Origin of the sequence: Micromonospora sp. WMMD1155 (assembly GCF_029581275.1) — a bacterium.
Classification (GTDB): Bacteria; Actinomycetota; Actinomycetes; order Mycobacteriales; family Micromonosporaceae; genus Micromonospora.
The window spans coordinates 2,101,020-2,122,850 of record NZ_CP120742.1 but is presented as its reverse complement, the minus strand read 5'-3'; the positions used below and the strand labels follow the sequence as shown (position 1 = coordinate 2,122,850).

Annotated in this window: 21 protein-coding genes and 1 riboswitch; of the genes, 11 read left to right on the top strand and 10 right to left on the bottom strand. The window is 73.0% G+C overall.

Going from position 1 to position 21,831, the window contains the following annotated elements:
- Positions 1-18: 18 nt before the first annotated feature.
- Entirely contained in the window at positions 19-345 is a 327-nt protein-coding gene (locus O7617_RS09500; RefSeq protein WP_282262900.1) for a MarR family winged helix-turn-helix transcriptional regulator, read from the bottom strand.
- A 195-nt stretch (positions 346-540) separates the two neighbouring features.
- Between O7617_RS09500 and O7617_RS09495 the strand changes: the two genes are divergently transcribed.
- Positions 541-1,254, top strand: a complete 714-nt coding sequence (locus tag O7617_RS09495; RefSeq protein ID WP_282262898.1) for a carbonic anhydrase — start codon at positions 541-543, stop codon at positions 1,252-1,254.
- A gap of 159 nt (positions 1,255-1,413) precedes the next feature.
- Here O7617_RS09495 and O7617_RS09490 read toward each other — a convergent pair whose 3' ends face one another.
- Entirely contained in the window at positions 1,414-2,433 is a 1,020-nt protein-coding gene (locus O7617_RS09490; protein ID WP_282262897.1) for a hypothetical protein, read from the bottom strand.
- Between the two features lie 4 nt (positions 2,434-2,437).
- Positions 2,438-2,568, bottom strand: a riboswitch (cyclic di-AMP (ydaO/yuaA leader).
- A gap of 166 nt (positions 2,569-2,734) precedes the next feature.
- The gene (locus O7617_RS09485) at positions 2,735-4,105 is read right to left on the bottom strand and encodes a YibE/F family protein (RefSeq protein WP_282262895.1); all 1,371 of its coding nucleotides are present in this window, start codon (positions 4,103-4,105) and stop codon (positions 2,735-2,737) included.
- Positions 4,106-4,533: 428 nt separating this feature from the next.
- On the opposite strand from O7617_RS09485, the gene O7617_RS09480 reads away from it, so the two are divergent.
- Complete coding sequence (locus tag O7617_RS09480; RefSeq protein ID WP_348774189.1) at positions 4,534-6,492, top strand: heavy metal translocating P-type ATPase; 1,959 nt, start codon at positions 4,534-4,536, stop codon at positions 6,490-6,492.
- A 6-nt stretch (positions 6,493-6,498) separates the two neighbouring features.
- On the opposite strand, the gene O7617_RS09475 is transcribed toward O7617_RS09480, so the two are convergent.
- Positions 6,499-6,795 carry a metal-sensitive transcriptional regulator gene (locus tag O7617_RS09475; RefSeq protein WP_088986622.1) on the bottom strand — a complete coding sequence of 99 codons (297 nt, stop codon included), beginning with the start codon at positions 6,793-6,795 and terminating at the stop codon, positions 6,499-6,501.
- 89 nt (positions 6,796-6,884) lie between these two features.
- On the opposite strand from O7617_RS09475, the gene O7617_RS09470 reads away from it, so the two are divergent.
- From O7617_RS09470 to O7617_RS09440, 7 genes are all read left to right on the top strand, one after another.
- Positions 6,885-7,094, top strand: coding sequence for a cation transporter (locus tag O7617_RS09470; protein ID WP_282262891.1), 210 nt, complete (start codon positions 6,885-6,887; stop codon positions 7,092-7,094).
- A gap of 13 nt (positions 7,095-7,107) precedes the next feature.
- The gene (locus tag O7617_RS09465; protein WP_282262890.1) at positions 7,108-8,055 is read left to right on the top strand and encodes a hypothetical protein; all 948 of its coding nucleotides are present in this window, start codon (positions 7,108-7,110) and stop codon (positions 8,053-8,055) included.
- Between the two features lie 12 nt (positions 8,056-8,067).
- Complete coding sequence (locus tag O7617_RS09460) at positions 8,068-10,320, top strand: heavy metal translocating P-type ATPase (protein ID WP_282262889.1); 2,253 nt, start codon at positions 8,068-8,070, stop codon at positions 10,318-10,320.
- Positions 10,321-10,393: 73 nt separating this feature from the next.
- On the top strand, positions 10,394-10,567 hold the full coding sequence (locus O7617_RS09455; RefSeq protein WP_282262888.1) for a CsbD family protein: 174 nt from the start codon (positions 10,394-10,396) through the stop codon (positions 10,565-10,567).
- Positions 10,568-10,740: 173 nt separating this feature from the next.
- On the top strand, positions 10,741-11,088 hold the full coding sequence (locus O7617_RS09450) for a helix-turn-helix domain-containing protein (RefSeq protein ID WP_282262887.1): 348 nt from the start codon (positions 10,741-10,743) through the stop codon (positions 11,086-11,088).
- 5 nt (positions 11,089-11,093) lie between these two features.
- Positions 11,094-11,363 carry a hypothetical protein gene (locus O7617_RS09445; protein ID WP_282262886.1) on the top strand — a complete coding sequence of 90 codons (270 nt, stop codon included), beginning with the start codon at positions 11,094-11,096 and terminating at the stop codon, positions 11,361-11,363.
- Between the two features lie 118 nt (positions 11,364-11,481).
- A complete protein-coding gene (locus O7617_RS09440; protein ID WP_282262885.1) occupies positions 11,482-12,939 on the top strand; it encodes an alpha/beta hydrolase in 1,458 nt (485 codons plus the stop codon).
- A 47-nt stretch (positions 12,940-12,986) separates the two neighbouring features.
- On the opposite strand, the gene O7617_RS09435 is transcribed toward O7617_RS09440, so the two are convergent.
- From O7617_RS09435 to O7617_RS09420, 4 genes are all read right to left on the bottom strand, one after another.
- On the bottom strand, positions 12,987-13,628 hold the full coding sequence (locus tag O7617_RS09435; protein ID WP_282262883.1) for a class I SAM-dependent methyltransferase: 642 nt from the start codon (positions 13,626-13,628) through the stop codon (positions 12,987-12,989).
- A 118-nt stretch (positions 13,629-13,746) separates the two neighbouring features.
- Positions 13,747-15,006 carry a DUF6596 domain-containing protein gene (locus O7617_RS09430; RefSeq protein WP_282262882.1) on the bottom strand — a complete coding sequence of 420 codons (1,260 nt, stop codon included), beginning with the start codon at positions 15,004-15,006 and terminating at the stop codon, positions 13,747-13,749.
- Positions 15,003-15,359, bottom strand: a complete 357-nt coding sequence (locus O7617_RS09425) for a YciI family protein (protein ID WP_282264687.1) — start codon at positions 15,357-15,359, stop codon at positions 15,003-15,005. The genes O7617_RS09430 and O7617_RS09425 overlap by 4 nt, the downstream gene beginning before the upstream one ends.
- A gap of 255 nt (positions 15,360-15,614) precedes the next feature.
- The gene (locus tag O7617_RS09420; RefSeq protein WP_282262881.1) at positions 15,615-16,877 is read right to left on the bottom strand and encodes a DUF2786 domain-containing protein; all 1,263 of its coding nucleotides are present in this window, start codon (positions 16,875-16,877) and stop codon (positions 15,615-15,617) included.
- A 394-nt stretch (positions 16,878-17,271) separates the two neighbouring features.
- Between O7617_RS09420 and O7617_RS09415 the strand changes: the two genes are divergently transcribed.
- Together O7617_RS09415 and O7617_RS09410 are read left to right on the top strand one after the other, a co-directional pair.
- Positions 17,272-17,658, top strand: a complete 387-nt coding sequence (locus tag O7617_RS09415) for a DUF2243 domain-containing protein (protein ID WP_282262879.1) — start codon at positions 17,272-17,274, stop codon at positions 17,656-17,658.
- Positions 17,655-18,326: a cytochrome c oxidase assembly protein gene (locus tag O7617_RS09410; protein ID WP_282262878.1), complete on the top strand. Its 672-nt coding sequence runs from the start codon at positions 17,655-17,657 to the stop codon at positions 18,324-18,326. Before O7617_RS09415 ends, O7617_RS09410 begins: the two co-directional genes overlap by 4 nt.
- 171 nt (positions 18,327-18,497) lie before the next feature.
- On the opposite strand, the gene O7617_RS09405 is transcribed toward O7617_RS09410, so the two are convergent.
- On the bottom strand, positions 18,498-19,604 hold the full coding sequence (locus O7617_RS09405) for a CaiB/BaiF CoA-transferase family protein (RefSeq protein ID WP_282264686.1): 1,107 nt from the start codon (positions 19,602-19,604) through the stop codon (positions 18,498-18,500).
- Positions 19,605-19,675: 71 nt separating this feature from the next.
- Entirely contained in the window at positions 19,676-21,829 is a 2,154-nt protein-coding gene (locus O7617_RS09400; RefSeq protein ID WP_282262877.1) for a 3-hydroxyacyl-CoA dehydrogenase NAD-binding domain-containing protein, read from the bottom strand.
- Positions 21,830-21,831: the final 2 nt, after the last annotated feature.

Here is a 21,831-nt window from a genome sequence, read left to right as displayed (position 1 = left end):
ACGGCCCGGCGACGAGGGTCAGGTCTGGGAGCCGACCTCCTCGGCGGGCGTATCGGCGAACAGCGCGAGCAGCGCGCCGACCTGGCGGTCGGCCTCGGCGGGGTGCCGGAACCGGCCGGCCGGGTTGAGGGTGTATTCGTTGCGCCGCCCGACGCGGGTCCGGTGCAGGTATCCGCCCGCCTCCAGGTCGGCGACGATCGCCTGCGCGGCGCGTTCGGTCACCCCGACCTCGGCGGCGACATCCCGCAGCCGGGCGGTCGGGTCGCGGGCGATGGCCAGCAGGACGTGCCCGTGGTTGGTGAGGAATGTCCAGTTCCGCCCGCTGCCGGTCGGCGTGCTCGCCATCGTGTGACCGCCTCTCCGGATGTCCGCCCTCGGTGCGTCGCCCAGCCGTCGATTCGGGGTCAACGTATGAAATCTATATCACGCATCCCTTGACGCGTCTTTCGGTGCGTGTGACGGTGGATCCCGAGCCAGCGCCCGCCGCCGGCCTGCCTGAAGCCGTTTGACCAGGTCAGATGCGTCGAGACGAGGTGCGGAATGAGTCATTCCGGGACGACCGGCGGGCAGCCGGGGCCGCAGCGGACTGCCGACCGGGCACCCGCGTCGAGCGGGCCGGTAGGGGCGTACACCGAGTTGGTGGCCGGCAACCGGCGCTTCGTCGACGGCACCCCGCACCACCCCAACCAGGACGCCGGGCGCCGGGCCGCCGTGGCCGACGGGCAGCACCCGTTCGCGGTGATCGTCGGCTGTTCCGACTCCCGCCTGGCCGCCGAGATCATCTTCGACCGTGGGCTGGGCGACCTGTTCGTGGTCCGCACCGCCGGCCACACCGCCGGTCCGGAGGTGCTCGGCAGCGTGGAGTACGCGGTGACGGTGCTCGGCGCCCCGCTGGTGGTGGTGCTCGGTCACGACTCGTGCGGCGCGGTCCAGGCGGCCCGGGAGGCCGCCGCGACCGGCACCCGCCCGCCGGGGCACCTGCCCGCGGTGGTCGACGCCGTGCTGCCCAGCCTGCGCCGCGCCGAGGCCGAGGGTGTGCGGGACATCGACGGCATCGTCGACATCCACATCGCACAGACGGTCGAGACTCTGCTCGGGCAGTCGCCCGTGCTGGCCGATGCGGTGGCCCAGGGGCGGTGCGCGGTAGTCGGTGTGTCGTACCGGCTCGCCGCCGGCGAGGTGCGCCCGGTGGCCGCGGTGCCGGCCGGCTTCACGACCCTCGACAGCGACCCGGCCGCGCCCGCCGCCGCCTGACCCGACCGGAGCCGCTCGGCCGCCGGACGCGACGAGGGCCGTTCGGCCGCCGGACGCGACGAGGGCCGCTCCCTGCCCGACCGGGGCCGCTCGGTCACCGGACGCGACGAGGGCCGTTCCGCGCGACGCGGAACGGCCCTCGGTCGATACCCCTGTGGGTCAGAGCAGCGACATGTGGACGTGGTCGGTGTGGTTCGACGGCCCGCTGTACGACTTCCAGCCGGTCGCCGGGAACCAGATCTGGCGGTTCCAGATCACGTAGTAGATGCCCAGCCGGTCGGCGTTGCGGATGAGGAATGCGGCGACGTTGTTGCCGTACTTCCGGGTGTCCTCGTTGTGCCACGGGGCGAAGCCGCTCTTCTGCAGCGACCAGTCGCAGGCGCGGCCCTTCGGGTGCTCCCACGGCCCACCGGAGCGGTAGCAGCCGACGAACCGGTTGAAGCCGGCCCGCTTGACCTCCTTGTACGCGTGCAGCGTGCGGGGCGTGACGCAGCCGGACGTGGTGGGGTCCTTCTCGCTGCACGACTGTGGCTTCCAGTCGCCGTCGGCGGTGCGGCCGGGGCCGATCTTGGCAACCGGTGACGTGGCGTCAACCAGGCCGCCGGTGAAGCCCTTTCCGCCGACGAGGGAGAGCGCCTTGTCCGCCTCGCTCTTGCGCTTCGCCATCAGGGCGGTCTGCTTCTGCTGCTCGCGGACCTCCGCGTCGAGAAGTTGCTTGGCCTGCTCGGCGCGGGCCTTCACCGCGTTGACCTCGGCGAGCTTCTTCTCGTTGACCATGTTCATCTCGTCGAGAAGCGAGGCGCGCTGGACGAACGCGTCCGGGGCCTTGCTCTCCAACAGCATCGCGAGCGCGCCGATGCGGCCGGTCCGGTACGACTGGGCGGCGATCTGCCCGACCTGTGGGGTCAGCGCGTCCAGGTCGGCCCGGGCCCGATCGACCTCCCGCGCCAGCTCGCCCTGCCGCTTCTTGGACTTGTCCAATTGGGACTTGGCTGCGGAGTAGTCGCGGTTGGCCTGCTCGATGACGTCGGTGAGCAGCTGCGGCTCGCCGTCCTCCTCGTGCCCGGACGGGGTGGGAGTCGTCGGGGCGGCGTGGGCCGGGAGGGGCCCGGCGAGCACGGTCAGTGCGGCGATCACGGCCACCACGGGTGTCAACCAGCGGCGTAGGGGTGCCGTCACAATGTTCCCTTCCGTCGACCGCCGACCGGGTTAGCTGACGGGTTCGGGGCGGAAGTGGCCCCTACCGCTGACGCGGATTCACCCCACGTACCTGGGTCCCCGGCTCGCCGGTTGGCGATTGGGCGGTGGCACCGCAGACGCCGCTTCGCGCCTTCATCGGTGACCGGCAGCGAGGTTACCCGAGAGTCGACCGGGTGAGCTACGCCTGGATGCCGACCAAAAGCGTCATTTCGCCATAGCGGTGAGTGACCAGTGACGCGGTTCTCAGGGTGTGGGCCCGATCTGGTCACGCTGAGGAGTGTCACCATGTCGTATCCGTGCTCCTGTTCGGCTCCGGCCACCGGTCGGCGGCGGTCGATGGGGGTGCGGGCCGCGTCGGGTCGGGCTCGTCGGAGTGACCCGTTCGCGGTGAGATCAGTGCGGCGAGCGCCTCGGCCCGGTCCGGCTGCGGTCGCGGGGCGGTGGCGTCGGCGGGCGACGTGCTGTCCGTGCGACCGGCGGCGGTCACCACCGCGGCCAGCCCGGTGGTCAGCGGCACGGCGGCGATCAGGCCGAGGGTGGCGACCGCGCTGCGGACGATCTCCTGGGCGAGGAACTCGCTGGTGAGGATCTGCCCGATCGGACGCGAATCGGCGGTGAGCAGGAGCAACAGCGGCAGCGACGCGCCCGCGTACGCCAGCACGATGGTGTTGACAGTGGACGCGATGTGCGCCCGGCCGACGCGGGTCGCCGCCCGGTACAACTGCAACCGGGTCAGGCCGGGGTTGGCGTGCGCCAACTCGGTGACGGTGGCCGCCTGGGTGACCGTCACGTCGTCGAGCACCCCGAGGGAGCCGATGATGATGCCGGCGAGCAGCAGGCCGTGCAGGTCCACGTCGCCCTGGAACATCGACAGGGTGGTGGCTTCCTCACTGCCGAAGCCGGTGAGGTGGGTCGCGGCCGTGGCGACGGTGGCGAGCACGCCGGTCAGCACCAGGCTGCCCAGTGTGCCGAGCACCGCCACCGACGTCTGTGCGGTGACCCCGTGCGTCAGGTAGAGCACCACGAACATGATCAGCGCGGCGCCGACCACCGCCACCAGTAGCGGTGACTTGCCCGCGCCGATACCCGGCAACACGAAGGTGAGCAGGATGGCGAAGCTGGCGGCCAGCCCGGCGAGCGCGGCGAGACCCCGCCACCGACCGAACGCGACGATCGCGGCGGCGAAGACGACAGCCAACCACAGCATCGGGGTGCCCCGTTGGTGCTCGGCGACGTTCCAGTTGCTGATGGTGGGGTCGGTCGGGTCGGTCAGCTCGACCAGGATGACCTCGTCGCCGACCTCGACCCGGGGTGCGCCCGGCCCGTCGGGCACCGGCGTCTCGACCTGCTCCCCGGCCGACGGTCCGTCGTCCACACGGACGTCGACAGTGCCGCAGCGGCCGTCACCGACGCGCGGTGTGCCCTCGGGGCTCGACGGCGACGGCGGGCACGGTTCCATCACCACCCGGGTCACCGTGCCGCGGTAGCGCGGCACGTCCGCCTCGCCGTCCGACTGCGGTGACCCGCCGCGCGGCCAGAGGACCAGGGCCGCGATCACGGTGGCGACGAAGAGAGGCACCACGGTCATGACGAGGATCCGTCGCACCCGGGGTGGGGCGGACGGAGCGGGACGGGCGTGGTCGGAACCCAAGGTGAGACTCCCAACGATCCGTTGCGGGGTACGTGTCAGTGGGCCGGTCGGTTCACCGTCACTGCGGAAACGTGGTGGAGGAACTCGACGGTTCGCCGGCTGACGATCGCTCGGTCACGGACAGTCAGGGTCTGACCCGACCGGCTGGCCGCGGCACCACCGTGCGACGGCGACGCTGCCCGTTCGTGCCTCGGTCCACCGGCGGTCATCGTGGGGAATGCTAACCAGCCCGGTCGGGGGACGCAGGTCGTGACGGAGTGTCGGCGGTCGAACCGCTCGCGTGGCGGCTCACCGACCGGCATGTTGGAGACATGGCCGCACCGTCACCGCCCGACCCTGGTCCGCACACCCCGGCGGCGCCGCACGACGAGCACGCCGGGCACGACGAACACGCCGGGCACGACAAGCACGCCGGGCACGATCCCGAGATGTTCCGTCGTCGTTTCTGGGTCTGTCTGGCTCTCACCGTCCCGGTGGTCCTCGCCAGCCATCTGGTGTCGGACCAGGTGGGCCTGAGCTGGGACGTACCAGGCCGTTCCTGGGTGGGCCCCGTGCTCGGCTCGGTGGTGTTCTGGTGGGGCGGCTGGCCGTTCCTCGTCGGCGCGGTGCGGGAGGTGCGGGACCGCGCCCCCGGGATGATGCTGCTGGTCGCGATGGCGATCACCGTGGCCTACGCGGCGTCACTGGCGACCAGCGTGGGCGCCTTCGACCTGGACTTCTGGTGGGAGTTGGCCGCGCTGGTCACCATCATGCTGCTCGGGCACTGGCAGGAGATGAAGGCCATCGGGCAGGCCCGGGGGGCGCTCGCGGCGCTGGCCGCGCTGCTGCCGGACGAGACCGAACGGGTCGCGGCGGACGGACAGGTCGAGGCGGTGCCGGTGTCCGGCCTGCGGGTCGGTGACGTGGTGCTGGTCCGCCCGGGCGGTCGGGTGCCGGCGGACGGTCGCGTCGTCGACGGCGACGCCGAACTGGACGAGTCGATGATCACCGGTGAGTCACGGCCGGTCGCCCGGTCGGTTGGTGACCGGGTGGTGGCAGGCACCGTGGCCACCGACTCGGCGATCCGGGTACGCGTCGAGGCGCTGGGTGAGCAGACCGCGCTCGCCGGGATCCAGCGGATGGTCGCGCAGGCCCAGGGCTCGGGTGGGCGGGCGCAACTCCTCGCCGACCGGTTCGCGGCCGCACTGTTCTACGTGGCGACCGGCACCGCCGTGCTGACCGTGCTGGTCTGGAGTGCGCTCGGCCGACCCGACGAGGCGGTGGTCCGCGCGGTCACCGTGCTGGTGATCGCCTGCCCGCACGCGCTGGGCCTCGCCATCCCTCTGGTCGTCGCGCTCTCCACCGCGTTGGCCGCGCGGTCCGGGATCCTGGTCAAGGACCGGTCGGCGTTGGAGCGGATGCGGACCGTCGGTGCGGTGCTCTTCGACAAGACCGGCACGTTGACCCGGGGCGAGCACGCGGTGACCGACGTGCTGCCGGTGCCGGGTGTCCAGCGGGACGAGGTGCTGCGGATCGCGGCGGGCGTCGAGTCGGACAGCGAACATCCGCTGGCCCGGGCCATCGTGGCGGCGGCCGGGCCCGCCGGACCGCTCCCGGCCACCGGGTTCCGGTCGCTGCCGGGCCGCGGCGTGCGGGCGACTGTCGACGGTACGGAGTACGCGGTGGGCGGTACGGCGCTGCTGCGGGAACTCAGCCTGGCGTTACCGACCGAGCTGGAGACGGCGACCGGGCGGTGGTCGACGCGGGGGGCCGCGGTGCTGCACCTGGTGCGGCTGCCGGAGGCCGTGCTCGGCGCGTTCGCGCTGACCGACGAGGTACGCCCGGAGGCGCGGCGGGCCGTCGACGAGCTGCGCGCCGAGGGGGTCCGGACCATCGCCATGATCACGGGTGACGCCCGGCCGGTGGCCGAGGCGGTCGCTGCCGAACTCGGGTTCCGGCCCGGCGTCGACGAGGTCTTCGCCGAGGTGCTGCCCGCGGAGAAGGACAGCCGGGTGGCCGACCTGCAACGGCGGGGGTTGATCGTGGCGATGGTCGGCGACGGCGTGAACGACGCGCCGGCGTTGGCCCGAGCGGACGTCGGTATCGCGATCGGCGCGGGCACCGACGTGGCGATCGAGTCCGCCGGGGTGGTGTTGGCGTCGTCGGACCCGCGCGGGGTGGGTGCCGTGGTGCGGCTGTCCCGGGCGTCGTACCGCACGATGCGGCAGAACCTGGCCTGGGCGGCGGGCTACAACGTGGTGGCGCTGCCGCTGGCGGCGGGGGTGTTGGCGTGGGCCGGTGTGGCGTTGAGTCCGGCGCTGGCGGCGGTGCTGATGTCGGCGTCCACGATCGTGGTGGCGCTCAACGCGCAGTTGCTGCGCCGGGTCCGTCTCGGGCAGTCGGACTGAGGGCTGTCAGCCGCGCTTCATCAGACGGCCGACCGCCGCCATCATCTCGGTGGCCATCTCGTCGGCCCGGCCCTCGGCCGCCCCTTCGTGCATGCAGTGCCGGGCGTGCCCGTCGAGCAACCCGAGCGCCACCTTGTCGAGGGCGGCCTGGATCGCGGAGATCTGGGTGAGCACGTCGATGCAGTAACGGTCGTCGTCGACCATCTTCTCGATGCCCCGGACCTGCCCCTCGACCCTGCGGAGGCGCGCGAGCAGCTGGTCCTTGCTGGCGGTGTATCCCCGAATCGGGGCGGGTGTGGTCATGCCGGCAAGGATAGCCTACCCCCCGGGGGTATGGTACGGTCGCTTCCGGTGGGATACCCCCACCCCGTACCGGTAAGGGAGACGTTTCGATGGTCAACACGACGTACCAGGTGCAGGGCATGACCTGTGGGCACTGCGTGAGCGCGGTCACCGCCGAGGTCGGTGCCATCGCGGGCGTGCACGGCGTCCAGGTCGACCTCGCGACCGGCCGGGTCACCGTCGACAGCGACCAGCCGTTGGACACAGCTGTCGTCCGGGCCGCCGTCGACGAGGCCGGCTACAACCTCGTCGACGCGTGATCGGAGGGGCGGCATGCGCACGGTGACGAAGCTGGCCGGGTTCGCCGTCGGCCTGGCGGCGGTCTTCGGCACGACGTACGGGATCGGCCGGGTGGTCGACCGCGCCCCGGCGGCCGAGAGCCGGCACGTCGACGGCCCGGCTCCCGCGACGGGCGCCGCCGACGAGGCCGCCGACCGGCTCCCCGGCGGCCTGCTCGTCTCCGACCGTGGCTACACCCTCGAAACCGTCGACGTTCCGGCCGACGAGTTCGCCTTCCGGATCGTCGGGCCGGACGGCCGCCCGGTGACCCGCTACGACGTGGCGCACGACAAGCGGATGCACCTGATCGTCGCCCGGCGGGACCTCTCCGGCTTCCGCCACGTGCACCCCGACCTGGCCCCGGACGGCACCTGGCGGGTCGACACCCCGTTCGACGGCGCCGGGCAGTGGCGGGCGTTCGCCGACTTCGCCCCGACCGGGGGTGAGCCGCTGACCCTCGGTGTGGACGTGACGGTCCCCGGCGAGCTGACCGAACGACCGCTGCCACCCCCTTCGACCAGCACCACCGTCGACGGTTACACGGTGACCCTGACCGGCGCGCCGCAGCCCGGCCGCACGTCACCGCTGACCCTGAGCGTGAGCCGGGACGGGCAGCCGGTCACCGACCTGGAGCCCTACCTGGGCGCGTACGGGCACCTGGTGGCGCTGCGCCGAGGTGATCTGGCGTACCTGCACGTGCACCCGGACGGGACACCGGGGGACGGGCGGACCCGCCCCGGCCCGGCGATCACCTTCCTCGCCGAGGTGCCGTCGGCCGGCAGCCACCGGCTCTACCTCGACTTCCGGCACGGTGGGGCGGTGCACACCGCCGAGTTCACCGTCGTCACCGGCGGCATCTCGACCGGGCCCGTTCCCAGCACGAGCGGACCCGCGCCGACCGGGGGCGCCGACCACGGCACCCCCGGGCACGGGCACAACTGACGGGACGAGACGATGACCACCACCAGCAGACCGCTACCTGAGGCGCCGAACCGGATCGAGTTGGCGATCGGCGGGATGACCTGCGCCGCCTGCGCGGCCCGGATCGAGAAGAAGCTCAACCGGATGGACGGCGTGAGCGCCACCGTCAACTACGCCACCGAGAAGGCGACCGTCCGGTACGCCGACGGCGTCACACCTGACGACCTCATCGAGACCGTGCAGAAGACCGGCTACACGGCCGCGCTGCCCAGCCCGCCGACCGAGGAGCAGTCGGTCGACCCGCTGAAGGGTCCGCGTACCCGGCTCTGGGTCTCGGTGGCGCTGAGCGTGCCGGTGGTGCTGCTGGCCATGGTCCCGGCCTGGCAGTTCGACTACTGGCAGTGGCTGTCGCTGACCCTGGCCGCCCCGGTGGTGGTCTGGGGTGGGTTGCCGTTCCACCGGGCGGCCTGGACCAACCTGCGGCACGGCGCGGCGACGATGGACACTCTGGTTTCGCTCGGCACCCTCGCTGCGTTCGGCTGGTCGCTCTGGGCGCTGTTCCTCGGTGACGCCGGCATGCCGGGGATGACGCACCCGTTCCGCTTCGACATCACCCGCACCGACGGTGCCGGCAACATCTACCTGGAGGCCGCCGCCGGGGTGACCGTGTTCATCCTGGCCGGGCGCTACTTCGAGGCCCGGTCCAAGCGGACCGCCGGCGCGGCCCTGCGTGCCCTGCTCGAACTCGGCGCTCGCGAGGTGGCGGTGCTGCGAGACGGGGTGGAGACGCTGGTCCCGGTGGACCGGCTCGCCGTCGGTGACCGGTTCGTGGTCCGCCCCGGGGAGAAGATCGCCACCGACGGCGTGGTCGACGAGGGCACCTCCGCCGTCGACGCCGGCATGCTCACCGGTGAGTCGATGCCCGTCGAGGTCGGCCCCGGTGACGGCGTGGTCGGTGCCACCATCAACGCGGGCGGGCGACTGGTCGTCACCGCGACGCGGGTCGGCGCGGACACCCAGCTCGCCCGGATGGCCGACCTGGTCGAGCAGGCGCAGAGCGGCAAGGCGGCCGTGCAGCGGCTGGCGGACCGGATCTCCGGTGTGTTCGTGCCGATCGTCATCACGCTCTCCGTCGGCACCCTCGGCTGGTGGCTCGGGACCGGAGCCGGCCCGACCGCCGCGTTCACCGCCGCCGTGGCCGTGCTGATCATCGCCTGCCCCTGTGCGCTCGGCCTGGCCACCCCGACGGCGTTGCTGGTCGGCACCGGGCGGGGCGCCCGACTCGGTGTGCTGATCAAGGGACCGGAGGTGCTGGAGTCCACCCGCCGGGTGGACACCGTGGTGCTGGACAAGACCGGCACCGTCACGACCGGCCGGATGACCCTGGTGGACGTCGTGCCGGTGAGCGGGGAGGACCGGGCCGAGCTCCTCCGCCTCGCCGGTGCGGTGGAGGCCGCCTCCGAGCACCCGATCGCCCGAGCGGTCGCCACGGGTGCCGCCGAGGCCGGTGCGCTGCCCTCGGTGACCGGCTTCCGCAACCTGGAAGGGCTGGGCGTGACCGGCACCGTGGACGGGCGGGTCGTGCTGGTCGGCCGGGCCCGGCTGCTGCGCGAGCTTCAGCTCGACGTACCGCCGGAGATCGAGTGGGCGGTCAGCGAGGCGGAGGCCGCCGGCCGTACGGCGATCGTGGCCGGCTGGGACGGGCGGGCCCGGGGCGTGCTCGCGGTCGCCGACGTGGTCCGGCCGACCAGCCGGGCGGCGGTGGCCCGGCTACGCGCCCTGGGGCTCACCCCGGTCCTGCTGACCGGCGACAACACGACAGTGGCCCGGGCGGTCGCGGCCGAGGTGGGCGTCGACGAGGTGATCGCGGAGGTGTTGCCGGCCGGCAAGGTCGACGTGGTCAAGCGGCTCCAGGCCGAGGGCCGGTCGGTGGCGATGGTCGGTGACGGGGTCAACGACGCCCCGGCGCTGGCCCAGGCCGACCTCGGGCTGGCCATGGGCACGGGCACCGACGTGGCGATCGAGGCGTCCGACCTCACGCTCGTCCGGGGCGACCTCGACGCCGCGGTGGACGCCATCCGGTTGTCCCGACGCACGCTCGGCATCATCCGGGGCAACCTGTTCTGGGCGTTCGGTTACAACGTGGCAGCCCTGCCGTTGGCCGCCGCCGGGTTGCTCAACCCGATGATCGCCGGCGCGACCATGGCGCTGTCCTCGGTCTTCGTGGTGGCCAACAGTCTGCGGCTGCGTCGGTTCCGGTCGGCTGCTGTCGATAGCGGACTGTGACGACGGCGATGGTTGGACCGCCGACGGCGGGGTACTGCTGATGTCGTAGCGACGCCTGCGATGGAGGTTGGCAATGAGTTTCGACGACAAGATCAACAACGCCACCGAGGACGCGGCCGGCAAGCTGAAGGAAGGCGCCGGTCGAGCCACCGACAACGAGCAGCTCGAGGCCGAGGGTCGCGCCGACCAGTCGACGGCCAAGCTCAAGCAGGCCGGCGAGAAGATCAAGGACGCCTTCAAGAGCTGACGTACGACGTACCCGCACGCCGGGCCGGTGATCTTCACCGGTCCGGCGTGCTGTGTGTCCGGGTGCTTCCCGTGCCCCTGAGATCCCCCTGAGATCCCCCTGATTCCGCCGCCGCTCCCCGCCGCCGCGCGCCCGCACCTGCTAGCGTCTCTTTGCATGTGCGAGGGCTTGTTATGAGCAGCGCTGCACCGCCGACCGGCGACGACCTGGTCCGGATGCTGGCCGCCCTGGCCAACCCGCATCGGCTGCGGGTCGTCGCCGCGCTGTCCCGCGAGCGCGCGTACGTCAGCGGGCTGGCTCGGCAGCTGGGCATCAGCCGAGCGCTGTTGCAGGTCCACCTACGGAAGCTGGCGGCGGCCGGGCTGGTCACCGCTCGCCTGGAGTTGTCGGAGGACGGGAAGGCCATGAACTACTACGAGGTGGAGCCGTTCGCGCTCACACTCACTCCCCAGGTCATCGCGGCGGCGGTGGAGACGCTGACCGTGCCCGACTCGGCCGAGCAGCCCGGAGGATCGCGGTGACCGGGATGAGCGACCACGACTGGACCGAGGTGGTCGGCGCGATCGGCATCTTCGCCCTGATCATCAGCGTGTTCACGGTGACCGTCGTGCAGCTCGCCAAGACCCGCCGGGCCCGGTACGAGGCGGCCCGCGCGGACGACTACCGCCAACTCGCCGAGACGGCCGCCCGGGCCCAGGCGGAGAACGCCCGGCTGCTCGCCGCGATGGAGGGCCGGCTGGGCGGGATGGAGACCCGGATGACCGCCGTCGAACGAGTCCTGACCGAGGTCGACTGACCCGGCCGCAGGCCCCGGGCCGCCGAGCGGCTACTCGACGGCCCGGGTGGAAGAGCGTCACCCCGCCCGGTGGGCGGGTTTCACCGGCAACGCTCCTACCCGGAGAGGACAGCACCTCATGCTGCGCGTACGCAAATCCGCAGTCGCCTGGGCGGTCGCCCTGGCCCTCACGGCCACCGGCCTGACCCCGGCGAGCCCCGCCGCCGCCCGACCACAACCCGGCCCGACGATCGACTGGCGGCCCTGCGCCGAGGACGCCACCGCCGAGTGCGGCACAGTGTCGCTGCCGGTGGACTGGAACCGACCGCGGGGTGAGCGCTTCGACCTGGCGTTGGCCCGTCGGGTCGCCGACTCGGCCGCCCGGGAAGGGGTGCTGTTCTTCGGCCCCGGCGGACCGGGCGACAGCGGCGTCGACCGGGTGGTGGACGGCAGCTCCCGGTTCAGCGCCGACCTGCGCCGCCGGTTCGACATCGTCAGCTTCGACCCGCGCGGCACCGGACGCAGCCACCCGGTGATCTGTTCCCGGGACCTGCTCGGCCGCCAACCACAGGTGATCACCGACCAGGCCCAGTTCGACGCCACACTGGCCGACAACGCGCTGCTGCGCGCCGACTGCCGGGCCCGCACCGGAGCGCTCTACGACCACGTGGACACCACCAGCGCCGCGCGTGACCTGGACGCGATCCGTGTTGCGCTCGGCGAGCGCCAGCTCACCTTCCACGGCAGCTCGTACGGCACCCTGCTCGGGCAGCGGTACGCCGAGCTGTTCCCCGGTCGGGTCCGGGCCATGGTGCTGGAGGCCACCATGGACCACAGCCTCGGCACCCGCGCCTTCCTGGACACCCAGGCCGTCACCGCCGAGGACGCGTTCGACGAGTTCCTGAACTGGTGTGCCCGCTCCGCCGACTGCGTGCTGCACGGTCGGGACGCGCGGGCGCTCTGGGCCGGGCTGCACTCCCGGGCGGTGGGCGGCACCCTGACCGACCCGGACCGGGCCGGCGCGGCGCTCGCCCCGTTCGAACTGAGCCGCCTCGCTCACCGGAAGCTCTACGACACGTGGCGGTGGCCGGGGCTGGCCGAGTGGATCGTCCGACTGGAGGGCGCCGGCACTCCCCGCGTCGAGACGCTGTCGGACGAGGCCGTGGCTCCGTACCCCTTCGCGGTCTTCTGCCAGGACTGGAGCCTGCCGGTCCGCGACTACCGCGAGTACGCGGGACTTGTGCGCCGCAGCGCGCAACTCGCGCCCGACCTGCGTTACCCGCCCGCGCTCTTTGCCCTGGTCACCTGCCTGGGCGCTCCGACGCCGGTAGCGAACCCGCAGCACCGGTTGCGGGTCCGCACCGACGTGCCGGTGCTGATCGCCGCCACCGTGCACGACCCGGCGAGCGGCTACGGCTGGGCTCGTAATGTGGCCCGGCAGTTGGGCCGGCACGGCGCGCTGCTCACCTACCAGGGGTGGGGGCACGGCAGCTACAGCAGCAGCCCGTGCGTGCAGCAGACCGTCGACGCCTACCTGATCGATCTGGTGGTGCCGGCCCAGGGTGCCAGCTGCCCGGCCGTCGAGCCCGAAGTCTGAGCGCACTGCCGCCGGCCGTCGGGGATTCCCGGCGGCCGGCGGTGTGGTCAGCTGCGTCGGGTGGCGCGTACGACGACGTCGTGCAGCGTGTTCTCGTGCCCACCCGGTCCGGTCACCGTGCGGTGGTGTTCCGCGGCGGTGGTGACCTCCCACCCGGTGCGGTCCAGGCGCGCGGTGATGTCCGCGAGCGTGACCGATGCCTCGGCGGGCGGATGATGATCGTGCCCGGTGGTGCCCGACCCGTGCAGATGCCCGACGACGAGCAGGGTGCCGCCCGGCGCCACCCAGGCGGCGAGACGGTCGTAGAAGGCCAGCTGCGGCATCGCCGGGTGCGCGTAGTGGGTGGTGACGAGATCGAAGCCGGTGCTCGGCTCCCAGACCGTCAGGTCGGCCTCCACGAAGCGCACCCGATCGGACACCCCGCTGGTCGTGGCCCGCTCGGCGGCACGGGCGAGGGCGGCGGAGGCGAGATCGACGGCGGTCACCCGCCAGCCGTGTGAGGCGAGCCAGACCGCCTCCGCGCCGGTGCCGCATCCGGCCTCCAGTGCCGTGCCCGGCGTCAGGTCGCCGGTCTCTCGAGCCAGGTAGGGGTGCGGGAGATTGCCGGTCATGGCGTCGGGACGCTCGTGGTGCGCCTGGTGCCAGTGCCGGTCCCAGTAGTCCTTGTCGAATTCGTGCTGCTCGGTCATCGGGTCGCTCCTCCGCGTGTCGCCGACGACTGTGACCGGCTCCGAGAGGATCCGCAAATATTGTTGCCGAATGGCAAAACGAGGCTTCGCCGGGAACGTCCGCGCCGCCCCGCGGGACCTAGGGCGCGCGTCGTCCCGGCAGGCGGGCCGCCCGCAGCTCCAGGTAGCGCTGCTCGGGCAGGCTCGTGGTGCCGCGAGCCGCCGTCAGGTACGCCTCCCGCGCCGCCTCCGGCTCGCCGGCCAGCTCCAGCAGGTGCGCCCGTACGGCGGCGAGCCGGTGGTGCCCGGCGGTGCGCTCGTCGGCGTCCAACCCGGTGAGCAGGCCGAGCCCGGCCCGTGGCCCGTCCACCATGGCCACCGCCACCGCCTGGTTGAGGGTCACCATCGGGTTCGGGGCGATCCGGGCCAACAGTCGGTAGAGCGCGACGATCTGCCGCCAGTCCGTCTCCGCCGCCGTCGACGCCTCCGCGTGCACAGCGGCGATCGCCGCCTGGAGCTGGTACGGCCCGGGCGGCGACCAGGTCAACGCCTCGGTGATCAGGGCGATCCCCTCCGCGATGGCGGCGGCGTCCCACCGCGTGCGGTCCTGCTCGGCCAGCGGCACCACCTCCCCGTCCGGGCCGAGCCGGGCCGCCCGGTGCGCGTCGGTGAGCAGCATGAGCGCCAGCAAGCCGGCCACCTCACCGTCGTCGGGCAGCAGCCCGTGCAGGATGCGGGCCAACCGGATCGCCTCACCGGTCAGGTCGGCTCGGTGCAGATCCGGCCCGCTGGACGCGGTGTACCCCTCGTTGAAGATCAGGTAGAGCACCCGGAGCACCGTCCGCAGCCGTTCCTCCCGCTCACCCGGCGCGGGCATGTCGAACCGGGCACCGGCGGCCTCGATCCGCTGCTTGGCGCGGCGGATCCGCTGGCTCATCGTCGCCTCCGGCAGAAGGTGAGCCCGGGCGATCTGGGCGGTGCTGAGACCGCCGACCGCGCGCAGCGTGAGTGCCACCTGCGCCGATCCGTTCAGCGCCGGATGGCAGCAGAGGAAGAGCAGGGTCAGGGTGTCGTCCGTGTCCGGCACCGCCGGCTCCTCGTCGGCCGGTGGCGACACCCCGGCGTACGCCGGCTCCCGCAACGCCACCGCCACCTCACGGCCCCGGCGGGCGCTCTCGCTGCGCCAGTCGTCGGTGAGCCGGCGGGTGGCCACGGTGAGCAGCCAGGCGCGGGGATTGTCCGGTACGCCCTCCCCAGGCCACTGCATCGCGGCGGCGAGCAGCGCCTCCTGGACCGCGTCCTCGCACCTGTCGAACTGACCGTGTCGGCGAACCAGCAGGCCGAGGACCTGCGGCGCGAGCGTGCGCAGCAGGTCCTCGACCGTCCGGTCGTCGGTCACATCTCCGTCCCGGCCTGCTCCATCACCGGGCGGACCTCCATCGCACCGCCGAAGCGCACGTCCGGCCACCGCGCGGCGATCTCGGCGGCCCGCTGCGGGCTGTCGCAGTCGACGGTCAGGTACCCGGCGAACTGCTCCTTGCTCTCCATGAACGGCCCGTCGACGACCTCCGGGCTGCCGCCGACGAGCCGAACCGTCATCGTCTGCGCCGGGTTCGCCAACGCCTGGCCGTCGACCAACTCACCGGTCTCGGTCAGCTCCTTCATGATCTCGTCGACCTCGCCGAACAGGGCGGTGCGGTCCTGCTCGGTCAGCTCCTCGGTGAAGCCGGGCCGGTTCCAGATCAGCAGCATGTACTTCACAGTGGTGCTCCTCAGGCGTCGGTCGCACCCCGGTCTGGGCGCGGCTCACCGGAGGGTCGGAGCCGTCGCCCCGTTCCCTACGGCCCACCGATGAAAATCGCAGAAATCTCCGCCAGTGGTGGTTCCCACGCCGGTCGGACGGTGCCGGTCGGGTCGGCGGCGGGTGGTTCCACGCGCGGGTCGGGTCGGCGCGGGTCGGGTCGGCGGCCGTCAGGTCGGCGCGGGTGGGTCGGCGCGCGGGTCGGGTCAGCGTGGGTCGGGTCGGCGCCGGTCAGGTCGGTCGGGCACCTGTCGGGGCTTCCGCCCGCCGCCGACGTCCAGCGAGGCCCGGTCGGCCGCCGTCGTGCCGGAGGACCAACCCTCGGCGTCCCGGACGCTGAGCCGGTGCCGGGTCACGCTGGGGAAGAGCGTGTCCAGTCGCTCCCGGACCGCCTCACCCCGTGCCGCGAGCACCGGCAACAACTGCTCCGCCCCGGCCGCCCGGTCCGCCGCGTCGGTCGCCGCCTCGGTGGCCGTACGCAGCCGCTCGCCGATCCGCAGCGCGAACGCGTTGAGGAAGGACTCGTCCCACACCTTCGTCCGCCGCCCCGACCCCGAGCGCCGCTCGGTGCGCCCGCGCAGCATCGCGGCGGTGGCCTGGACCAGCAGCGAGGTGTAGAGCAACTCCACCGCCACCAGATCGGCGGGCCAACCCAGCACGGTGGTGAAACCGAGATCGTCGGACCACACCGCCTCGCACCGGTTCGCCGCCGCCACCTCCTGCACCAGCAGCGCCTTCGCGCCCGCGTACGGGGTGTCGGTGCTCAGGCGTACCCCGCCCGGTAGGTCGCCACGCTCCGACCCGGCGGCCAGCAACGCCTCGTCGATGCTGTGCCGGGCGATCAACTCCTGCGCCTTGGCGGTCAACGCCTCCGCCTCGGCCGGGAAGGTGGTCGACTCGGCCTTGGCCAGCAACGCCCGTACCCGGTCGAGCATCGGCGACCCGCTGCGGCCCGCCCCCGCCGGTCCGGCGCTCACCGGGCCGGTCGTACCCGGCGGTGGGCGCAGCACCGCGATCGGCGGCAGGCCCTCCACCAGCGCGAGAGTGTCCACGGCGGTCCGGAGCGCGTCGGCCCGGTCCAGGCCCTCAGTGGTGGTCCAGGAGGCCAGCACGTCGTGGTCCTTGCGGACGTCGGCGGTCAGCTCACCTAACTGGTCGTCCCACCAGGCGGGGACCGGTTCGGCCTGGGTGCGCCGCTGGGCGACCATCGCGGCGCGGACCAGCCGCGTCGCGCGGGTGCCGAGCCGCCGGGTGGTGATCCGGTCCACGTCGGCCGGCTGCCAGCCGCGTGGCCAGAGTCGGCTCAGGCCGCGGACCAGTCGGCCCAGCAGCGCCGCGTCCACCGCCGTGGTGCCGTCCGCCGCGCCGGTGCCGACCATGAGCTGGTCCAGCTGTCGTTCGGCCTGCCGTACGTCGGTGCCGCGCACCGCCGCGAGTGCGTTGGCGACGAGTTCGTCCGCGTCCGGCACGGGCACCTCCTTCTCCGGCTGTGGCCTCGGTCGCCCCTCCAGGCTCCATGATCATGCCGCGTCCGGTGCCGAGGCCGTGAAACGGGCATCTGCCCGGCCTACCCCGTCGATCTGCGTGATCAACACCAGATCCCCGAAGTGGCGGTATCCCGACCAGATGATCGCCCTATATCGCCGATCTCGTGTTGACCTTGGCCTCGGCCAGCGGGTGCGGGTCCGGGCGCGTGGACGCATGCTGGCATGACTGGGGCAGTTTGGGGTATTTCCCGCCTACCCGACGTGGATGCGAGGTGTGTGGTGGCCGATGTGCGCCTGCCCGGGGCGCGTGCCGTCGCTATGCGCTCCGCCATCCTGGCCGGTGTCGTGATCGGTGTCGCGATCATGGCTGCGGTGGATGAGATCGTCTTTTCACCAGTTGCTCGCCTGGCACCACTTCTACGACCGGTCCACGCCGTCGGTGGCGCTGCTCTCCGACGGCCTGCTGCACGCCGCCGAGGTGGTCGCCCTGGCCGGCGGTTTCTTCTGGTTCGCCGACCTACGCCGACGGGGTGCCCTGTCGGCCCGACTGACCTGGGGCGGCTTCCTGCTCGGCGCCGGAGGTTTCCAGGTCTTCGACGGGCTGATCGACCACAAGGTGCTTCGGGTGCACCAGATCCGTTACGGCGTACACCTGGTCCCGTACGACGTGGTGTGGAACGTCGCCGGCGCGGTGCTGCTGCTGGCCGGTGCGGCGGTGGTATGGCGGGCCCGGTCCCGGCGCGCTGGTGACGGCCGCCGATGACGGGACATGCCGTGCTCGCGCACGGTGGGGATGCGGTGCTCGCGCACGGTGGGCATGCGGCGGAGGGGTCGGGTTGGTTGCCGCTGCTTCCGGTCGGGTTGCTGGCGGGCGGCTACCTGTGGGCCGCCGTCCGCGACCCGCGTGGCTGGGACCACCGGCGTACCGCCGCGTGGCTGGTCGGCTGCGCCCTGCTGGCGGTCGCGGTAGGCCCGCTGGGCCAGCTCCCCGGCGATCCGCGCGGGCACATGGCGCAGCACCTGCTGCTCGGCATGCTTGCCCCGCTCGGACTGGTGCTCGGCGCCCCGGTGACGCTGCTGCTGCGGGTCTCCCCGCCGCGGGTGCGCCGAGCGGTGGGTCGGCTGCTGCGTGCCCGGCCACTGCACCTGCTCGCCCACCCGGTGACCGCCGCGCTGCTGAGCACCGGTGGGTTGGCGTTGGTGCTGCTCACCCCGCTGTACGCCACTGCCGAGCGGCAGCCGGTCCTGCACCACGCGCTGCACCTGCACCACCTGGCCGCCGGGTACCTGTTCGCCTGGTCGCTGGCCGGACCGGACCCGGCGCCCCGACGCCCCGGGCTCGCGGTACGGGTCGGTGCGCTGATCGGCGCGGCGACCGGTCACTCGGTGCTGGCCAAACACCTGTACGAATCCGTGACGCAAACGTCTTGATCAACTCGCTGGTGTGGCCGTCAGGGCCAGCGCCAGGCGGTTGAGGAATGTGCGGATCCCGTTGACCTGTCCCTTCCAGGTGTCCGCAGTCATCCTCGTCGGCTCCTTCACGATCCGGCCCGGGTTGCCTCCGCCGATGGTGCCGCAACTGCCACCGGGCCGGTGACCCGGTCAGGTGCGTCGCGGCCACTGGGTCAGGATCTCGTCGACCGGAAGGGCGTCCCGTTCCGGGTCCGGGGCGGGGACCGGACGCGGCGTCGGGGTGCGGTCGAAGCGGGGGGCCGGCGCCGGCTGGACCTCATCACCCACCTCGACGAAGGTGCCCCGGGCGGCGTTGTGCGGGTGCCGGTGCGCCTCGCCGGGGGCGAGCACCGGCGCGACGCACGCGTCCAGGTCGGCGAAGACAGCCGTCCACTCGTCGCGAGTGCGCGCGGCGAACCGTTCGGTGAACCGCCGCCGTAGCTCGTCCCAGCCACTCGGGTCGTACTGCGCGGGCAGGCCCGGGTCGTCGGCGAGGTCGAGGCCGGCGAGGAGTACGGCGTAGAAGGCCGGTTCCACCGCGCCGACGGCCATGAATCCACCGTCCGAGGTGGCGTACGTGTCGTAGAACGGCGCTCCGCCGTCGAAGATGTTGTGCCCGCGCGGCGCGGCCCACAGACCGCTGCCGAGCAGCCCGTGCAGGAACGAGGTGAGCAGCGCGGAGCCGTCCACCATCGCCGCGTCGACCACCTGGCCGGTGCCGGAGCGTTCCCGTTCCAGCAGTGCGGCGAGCACTCCGACGGCGAGCAGCATGCCGCCCCCGCCGAAGTCGCCGAGCAGGTTCATCGGCGCGTGCGGGCGCTCACCCGCGCGGCCCAGCGGCTCCAACGCCCCGGCGACGGCGATGTAGTCGATGTCGTGCCCGGCTCGGGCCGCCAGCGGGCCGTCCTGACCCCAGCCGGTCATCCGCGCGTACACCAGTCGGGGGTTGCGGGCCCGGCACACCTGCGGGCCGAAACCGAGCCGCTCGGCCACGCCCGGTCGGTACGCCTCGACCAGTACGTCCGCCCGGTCCACCAGACGCAGCAGGTCGGCCACCCCGTCCGGGGTCTTCAGGTCCAGCGCGGTGACCCGCCGACCGCGCTGCAACGGGCCGTCGGTCGGAGCGGCCAGTCGACCCGCTCCCGGCGCGCCCGGCCGGTCCACCCGCACCACGTCCGCGCCCAGGTCGGCGAGCACCATGCAGCCGAACGGCGCGGGGGCGAGACTCGCCAGCTCGACCACCCGTACCCCGGCCAGCGGCCCACCGCGTCCTCCGGTGCCCGGGTCGCCGGCCGCCGCAGACCCGCCGGGGCTCGGCCAGGCGGCCGTCACGCGACACCGGCCGATTCGGCCGTACCGGCGGCGAGCCGGTCGACCAGGTCGGCGGGCGGCCTGAACCGGTCGCCGTAGCGGTCGGCCAACTCGGTGGCGCGGGCCGCGAAGCCGGCCGGACCGCCCGCGTACTGCCGGACGTAGCGGATGACACCTCCCGTCCAGGCGGGGAAGCCGATGCCGAAGATCGAGCCGATGTCGGCGTCGGTCTCGGTCCGCAGCACGCCCTCGTCGAGGCAGCGAAGCGCGTCCAGTGTCTCGGCGAAGAGCATCCGCTCCTGCAGGTCGGTGAACGGCACCGCCCGTCCGGCGTCGGTGGTCAGGTCGGCGAGACCCGGCCACAACCGGCCCCGGGTGCCGTCGTCGTACGCGTAGAAGCCGCGCCCGGCGGCGCGTCCCGGCCGGTCGTACGCGTCGACCAGCTCGTCCACGAGTCGGTGCGCCGGCAGCGGCAGGAACTCCTCGACGGCGGCCTCGAACTGGCGACGGATGCGTTGGATCAGGGTGAGGCTCACCTCGTCGGCAAGCGCGAGCGGCCCGGTCGGATAGCCGGCCTGCAACGCGGCCTGCTCCACCGACGCGGCCGGTACGCCGTCGGCGACCATGCCGATCGCCTCGTCCATGAACTGGCCGATCACCCGGCTGGTGAAGAAGCCCCGGCCGTCGTTGACCACGATCGGTGTCTTGCCGATCCGCCGACCCAGGTCGAACGCGCGGGCCAGCGCCGCGTCGCCGGTCCGTTCGCCGACCACGATCTCCAGCAGTGGCATCCGGTCCACCGGGGAGAAGAAGTGCATGCCGATGAAGTCGGCCGGGCGGTCCACCCCCTCGGCCAGCCCGGTGATCGGCAGGGTGGACGTGTTGGAGGCGAGCAGCGCGTCGGGCGTCAGCACCGGTAGCACCTCGGCGAACACGGCCTTCTTCAGCGCCGGGTCCTCGAAGACCGCCTCGATGACCGCGTCGCAGCCGGTCAGCGCGTCCACCTGGTCGGTCGTCGTGATCCGGGCCAGCACCGCACGGGCGTCCGCCTCCGTGGCCCGACCCTTGCGGACCCGGCGGGCCAGCAACCGTTGCACGTGCTCCCGGGCCCGGTCGGCGGCCTCCGGCGACACGTCCTTGACCACCACGTCCAGACCGGCGCTGGCGCAGGCGTACGCGATGCCCGCGCCCATCATGCCCGCGCCGAGCACCGCCACCCGCCGCACCGGCGGAACGTCCACGGGCGGTCGGGCGGCACCGCCGTTGACGGCCTTCAGGTCGAAGAAGAACGCCCCGATCATGTTCTTGGCGACCTGCCCGGTGAGCAGACCGATCAGGTGTCGGGTCTCCACGCTGAGGGCGGTCTCCAGGTCGACCTGTGCGCCTTCGACGGCGGCGGCGAGGATCGCCTCCGGCGCGGGCAGCCGGGCGCCCTTGAGCTGCTTGCGCAGGGTGGCCGGGAAGGCGGGCAGCTGGGCGGCGAGCGAGCGGCTGGCCGGGGTGCCGCCGGGCATCCGGTAGTCGGGTCGGTCCCACGGCTGCTTCGGCTGCGGGTTGTCCGCGATCCAGGCGCGGGCGGAGTCCAGCAGCTCCGCCTCGGTGGCGACGACCTCGTCGACGATCCCGACGGCCAGTGCGTCGGCCGGTCGCATCCGGCGGCCGGTGAGCAGCACCGTGGTCAGTGCCCCGGCCAGGCCGAGCATCCGTACCGTCCGGGTGACCCCGCCGGCCCCGGGCAGCAGGCCCAGGGTCACCTCCGGCAGCCCGAGCCGACTGTCGGGCGCGTCCAGCGCGATCCGGTGGTGGCAGGCGAGCGCGATCTCCAGGCCGCCGCCGAGCGCGGAGCCGTTGACCGCCGCCACCACCGGCCGACCCAGCGTCTCCAACCGGCGCAGGTCCCGCTTGATGGTGCCGAGCAGGTCGGCGAGCGCCGGCGCGTCGGCGCGGGTGGCCTTGATCATCTCGGGCAGGTCGCCGCCGGCGAAGAACGTCGGCTTCGCACTGGTCACGATGACCCCGGCGAGATCGGGCTCGGCCTCCAGCCGGTCGAGGGCGGCGCTCATCGACGCGACGTACGCCCGGTTCATGGTGTTCGCGGACTGGCTCGGATCGTCCAGGGTGAGGGTGACGATGCCGTCGGCGCCGCGGTCGTACCGAATGGTGTTCGTCATCG

Bases quoted from the DNA above. Each gene is read 5' to 3' on its own strand.
- O7617_RS09400 (WP_282262877.1), bottom strand. From the start codon at position 21,829: ATGACGAACACCATTCGGTACGACCGCGGCGCCGACGGCATCGTCACC.
- O7617_RS09455 (WP_282262888.1), top strand. From the start codon at position 10,394: ATGAGTTTCGACGACAAGATCAACAACGCCACCGAGGACGCGGCCGGC.
- O7617_RS09470 (WP_282262891.1), top strand. From the start codon at position 6,885: ATGGTCAACACGACGTACCAGGTGCAGGGCATGACCTGTGGGCACTGC.
- O7617_RS09445 (WP_282262886.1), top strand. From the start codon at position 11,094: ATGAGCGACCACGACTGGACCGAGGTGGTCGGCGCGATCGGCATCTTC.
- O7617_RS09460 (WP_282262889.1), top strand. From the start codon at position 8,068: ATGACCACCACCAGCAGACCGCTACCTGAGGCGCCGAACCGGATCGAG.
- O7617_RS09450 (WP_282262887.1), top strand. From the start codon at position 10,741: ATGAGCAGCGCTGCACCGCCGACCGGCGACGACCTGGTCCGGATGCTG.
- O7617_RS09495 (WP_282262898.1), top strand. From the start codon at position 541: ATGAGTCATTCCGGGACGACCGGCGGGCAGCCGGGGCCGCAGCGGACT.
- O7617_RS09410 (WP_282262878.1), top strand. From the start codon at position 17,655: ATGACGGGACATGCCGTGCTCGCGCACGGTGGGGATGCGGTGCTCGCG.
- O7617_RS09480 (WP_348774189.1), top strand. From the start codon at position 4,534: ATGTTCCGTCGTCGTTTCTGGGTCTGTCTGGCTCTCACCGTCCCGGTG.
- O7617_RS09440 (WP_282262885.1), top strand. From the start codon at position 11,482: ATGCTGCGCGTACGCAAATCCGCAGTCGCCTGGGCGGTCGCCCTGGCC.
- O7617_RS09475 (WP_088986622.1), bottom strand. From the start codon at position 6,795: ATGACCACACCCGCCCCGATTCGGGGATACACCGCCAGCAAGGACCAG.
- O7617_RS09415 (WP_282262879.1), top strand. From the start codon at position 17,272: ATGAGATCGTCTTTTCACCAGTTGCTCGCCTGGCACCACTTCTACGAC.
- O7617_RS09425 (WP_282264687.1), bottom strand. From the start codon at position 15,359: ATGCTGCTGATCTGGAACCGGCCCGGCTTCACCGAGGAGCTGACCGAG.
- O7617_RS09465 (WP_282262890.1), top strand. From the start codon at position 7,108: ATGCGCACGGTGACGAAGCTGGCCGGGTTCGCCGTCGGCCTGGCGGCG.
- O7617_RS09500 (WP_282262900.1), bottom strand. From the start codon at position 345: ATGGCGAGCACGCCGACCGGCAGCGGGCGGAACTGGACATTCCTCACC.
- O7617_RS09435 (WP_282262883.1), bottom strand. From the start codon at position 13,628: ATGACCGAGCAGCACGAATTCGACAAGGACTACTGGGACCGGCACTGG.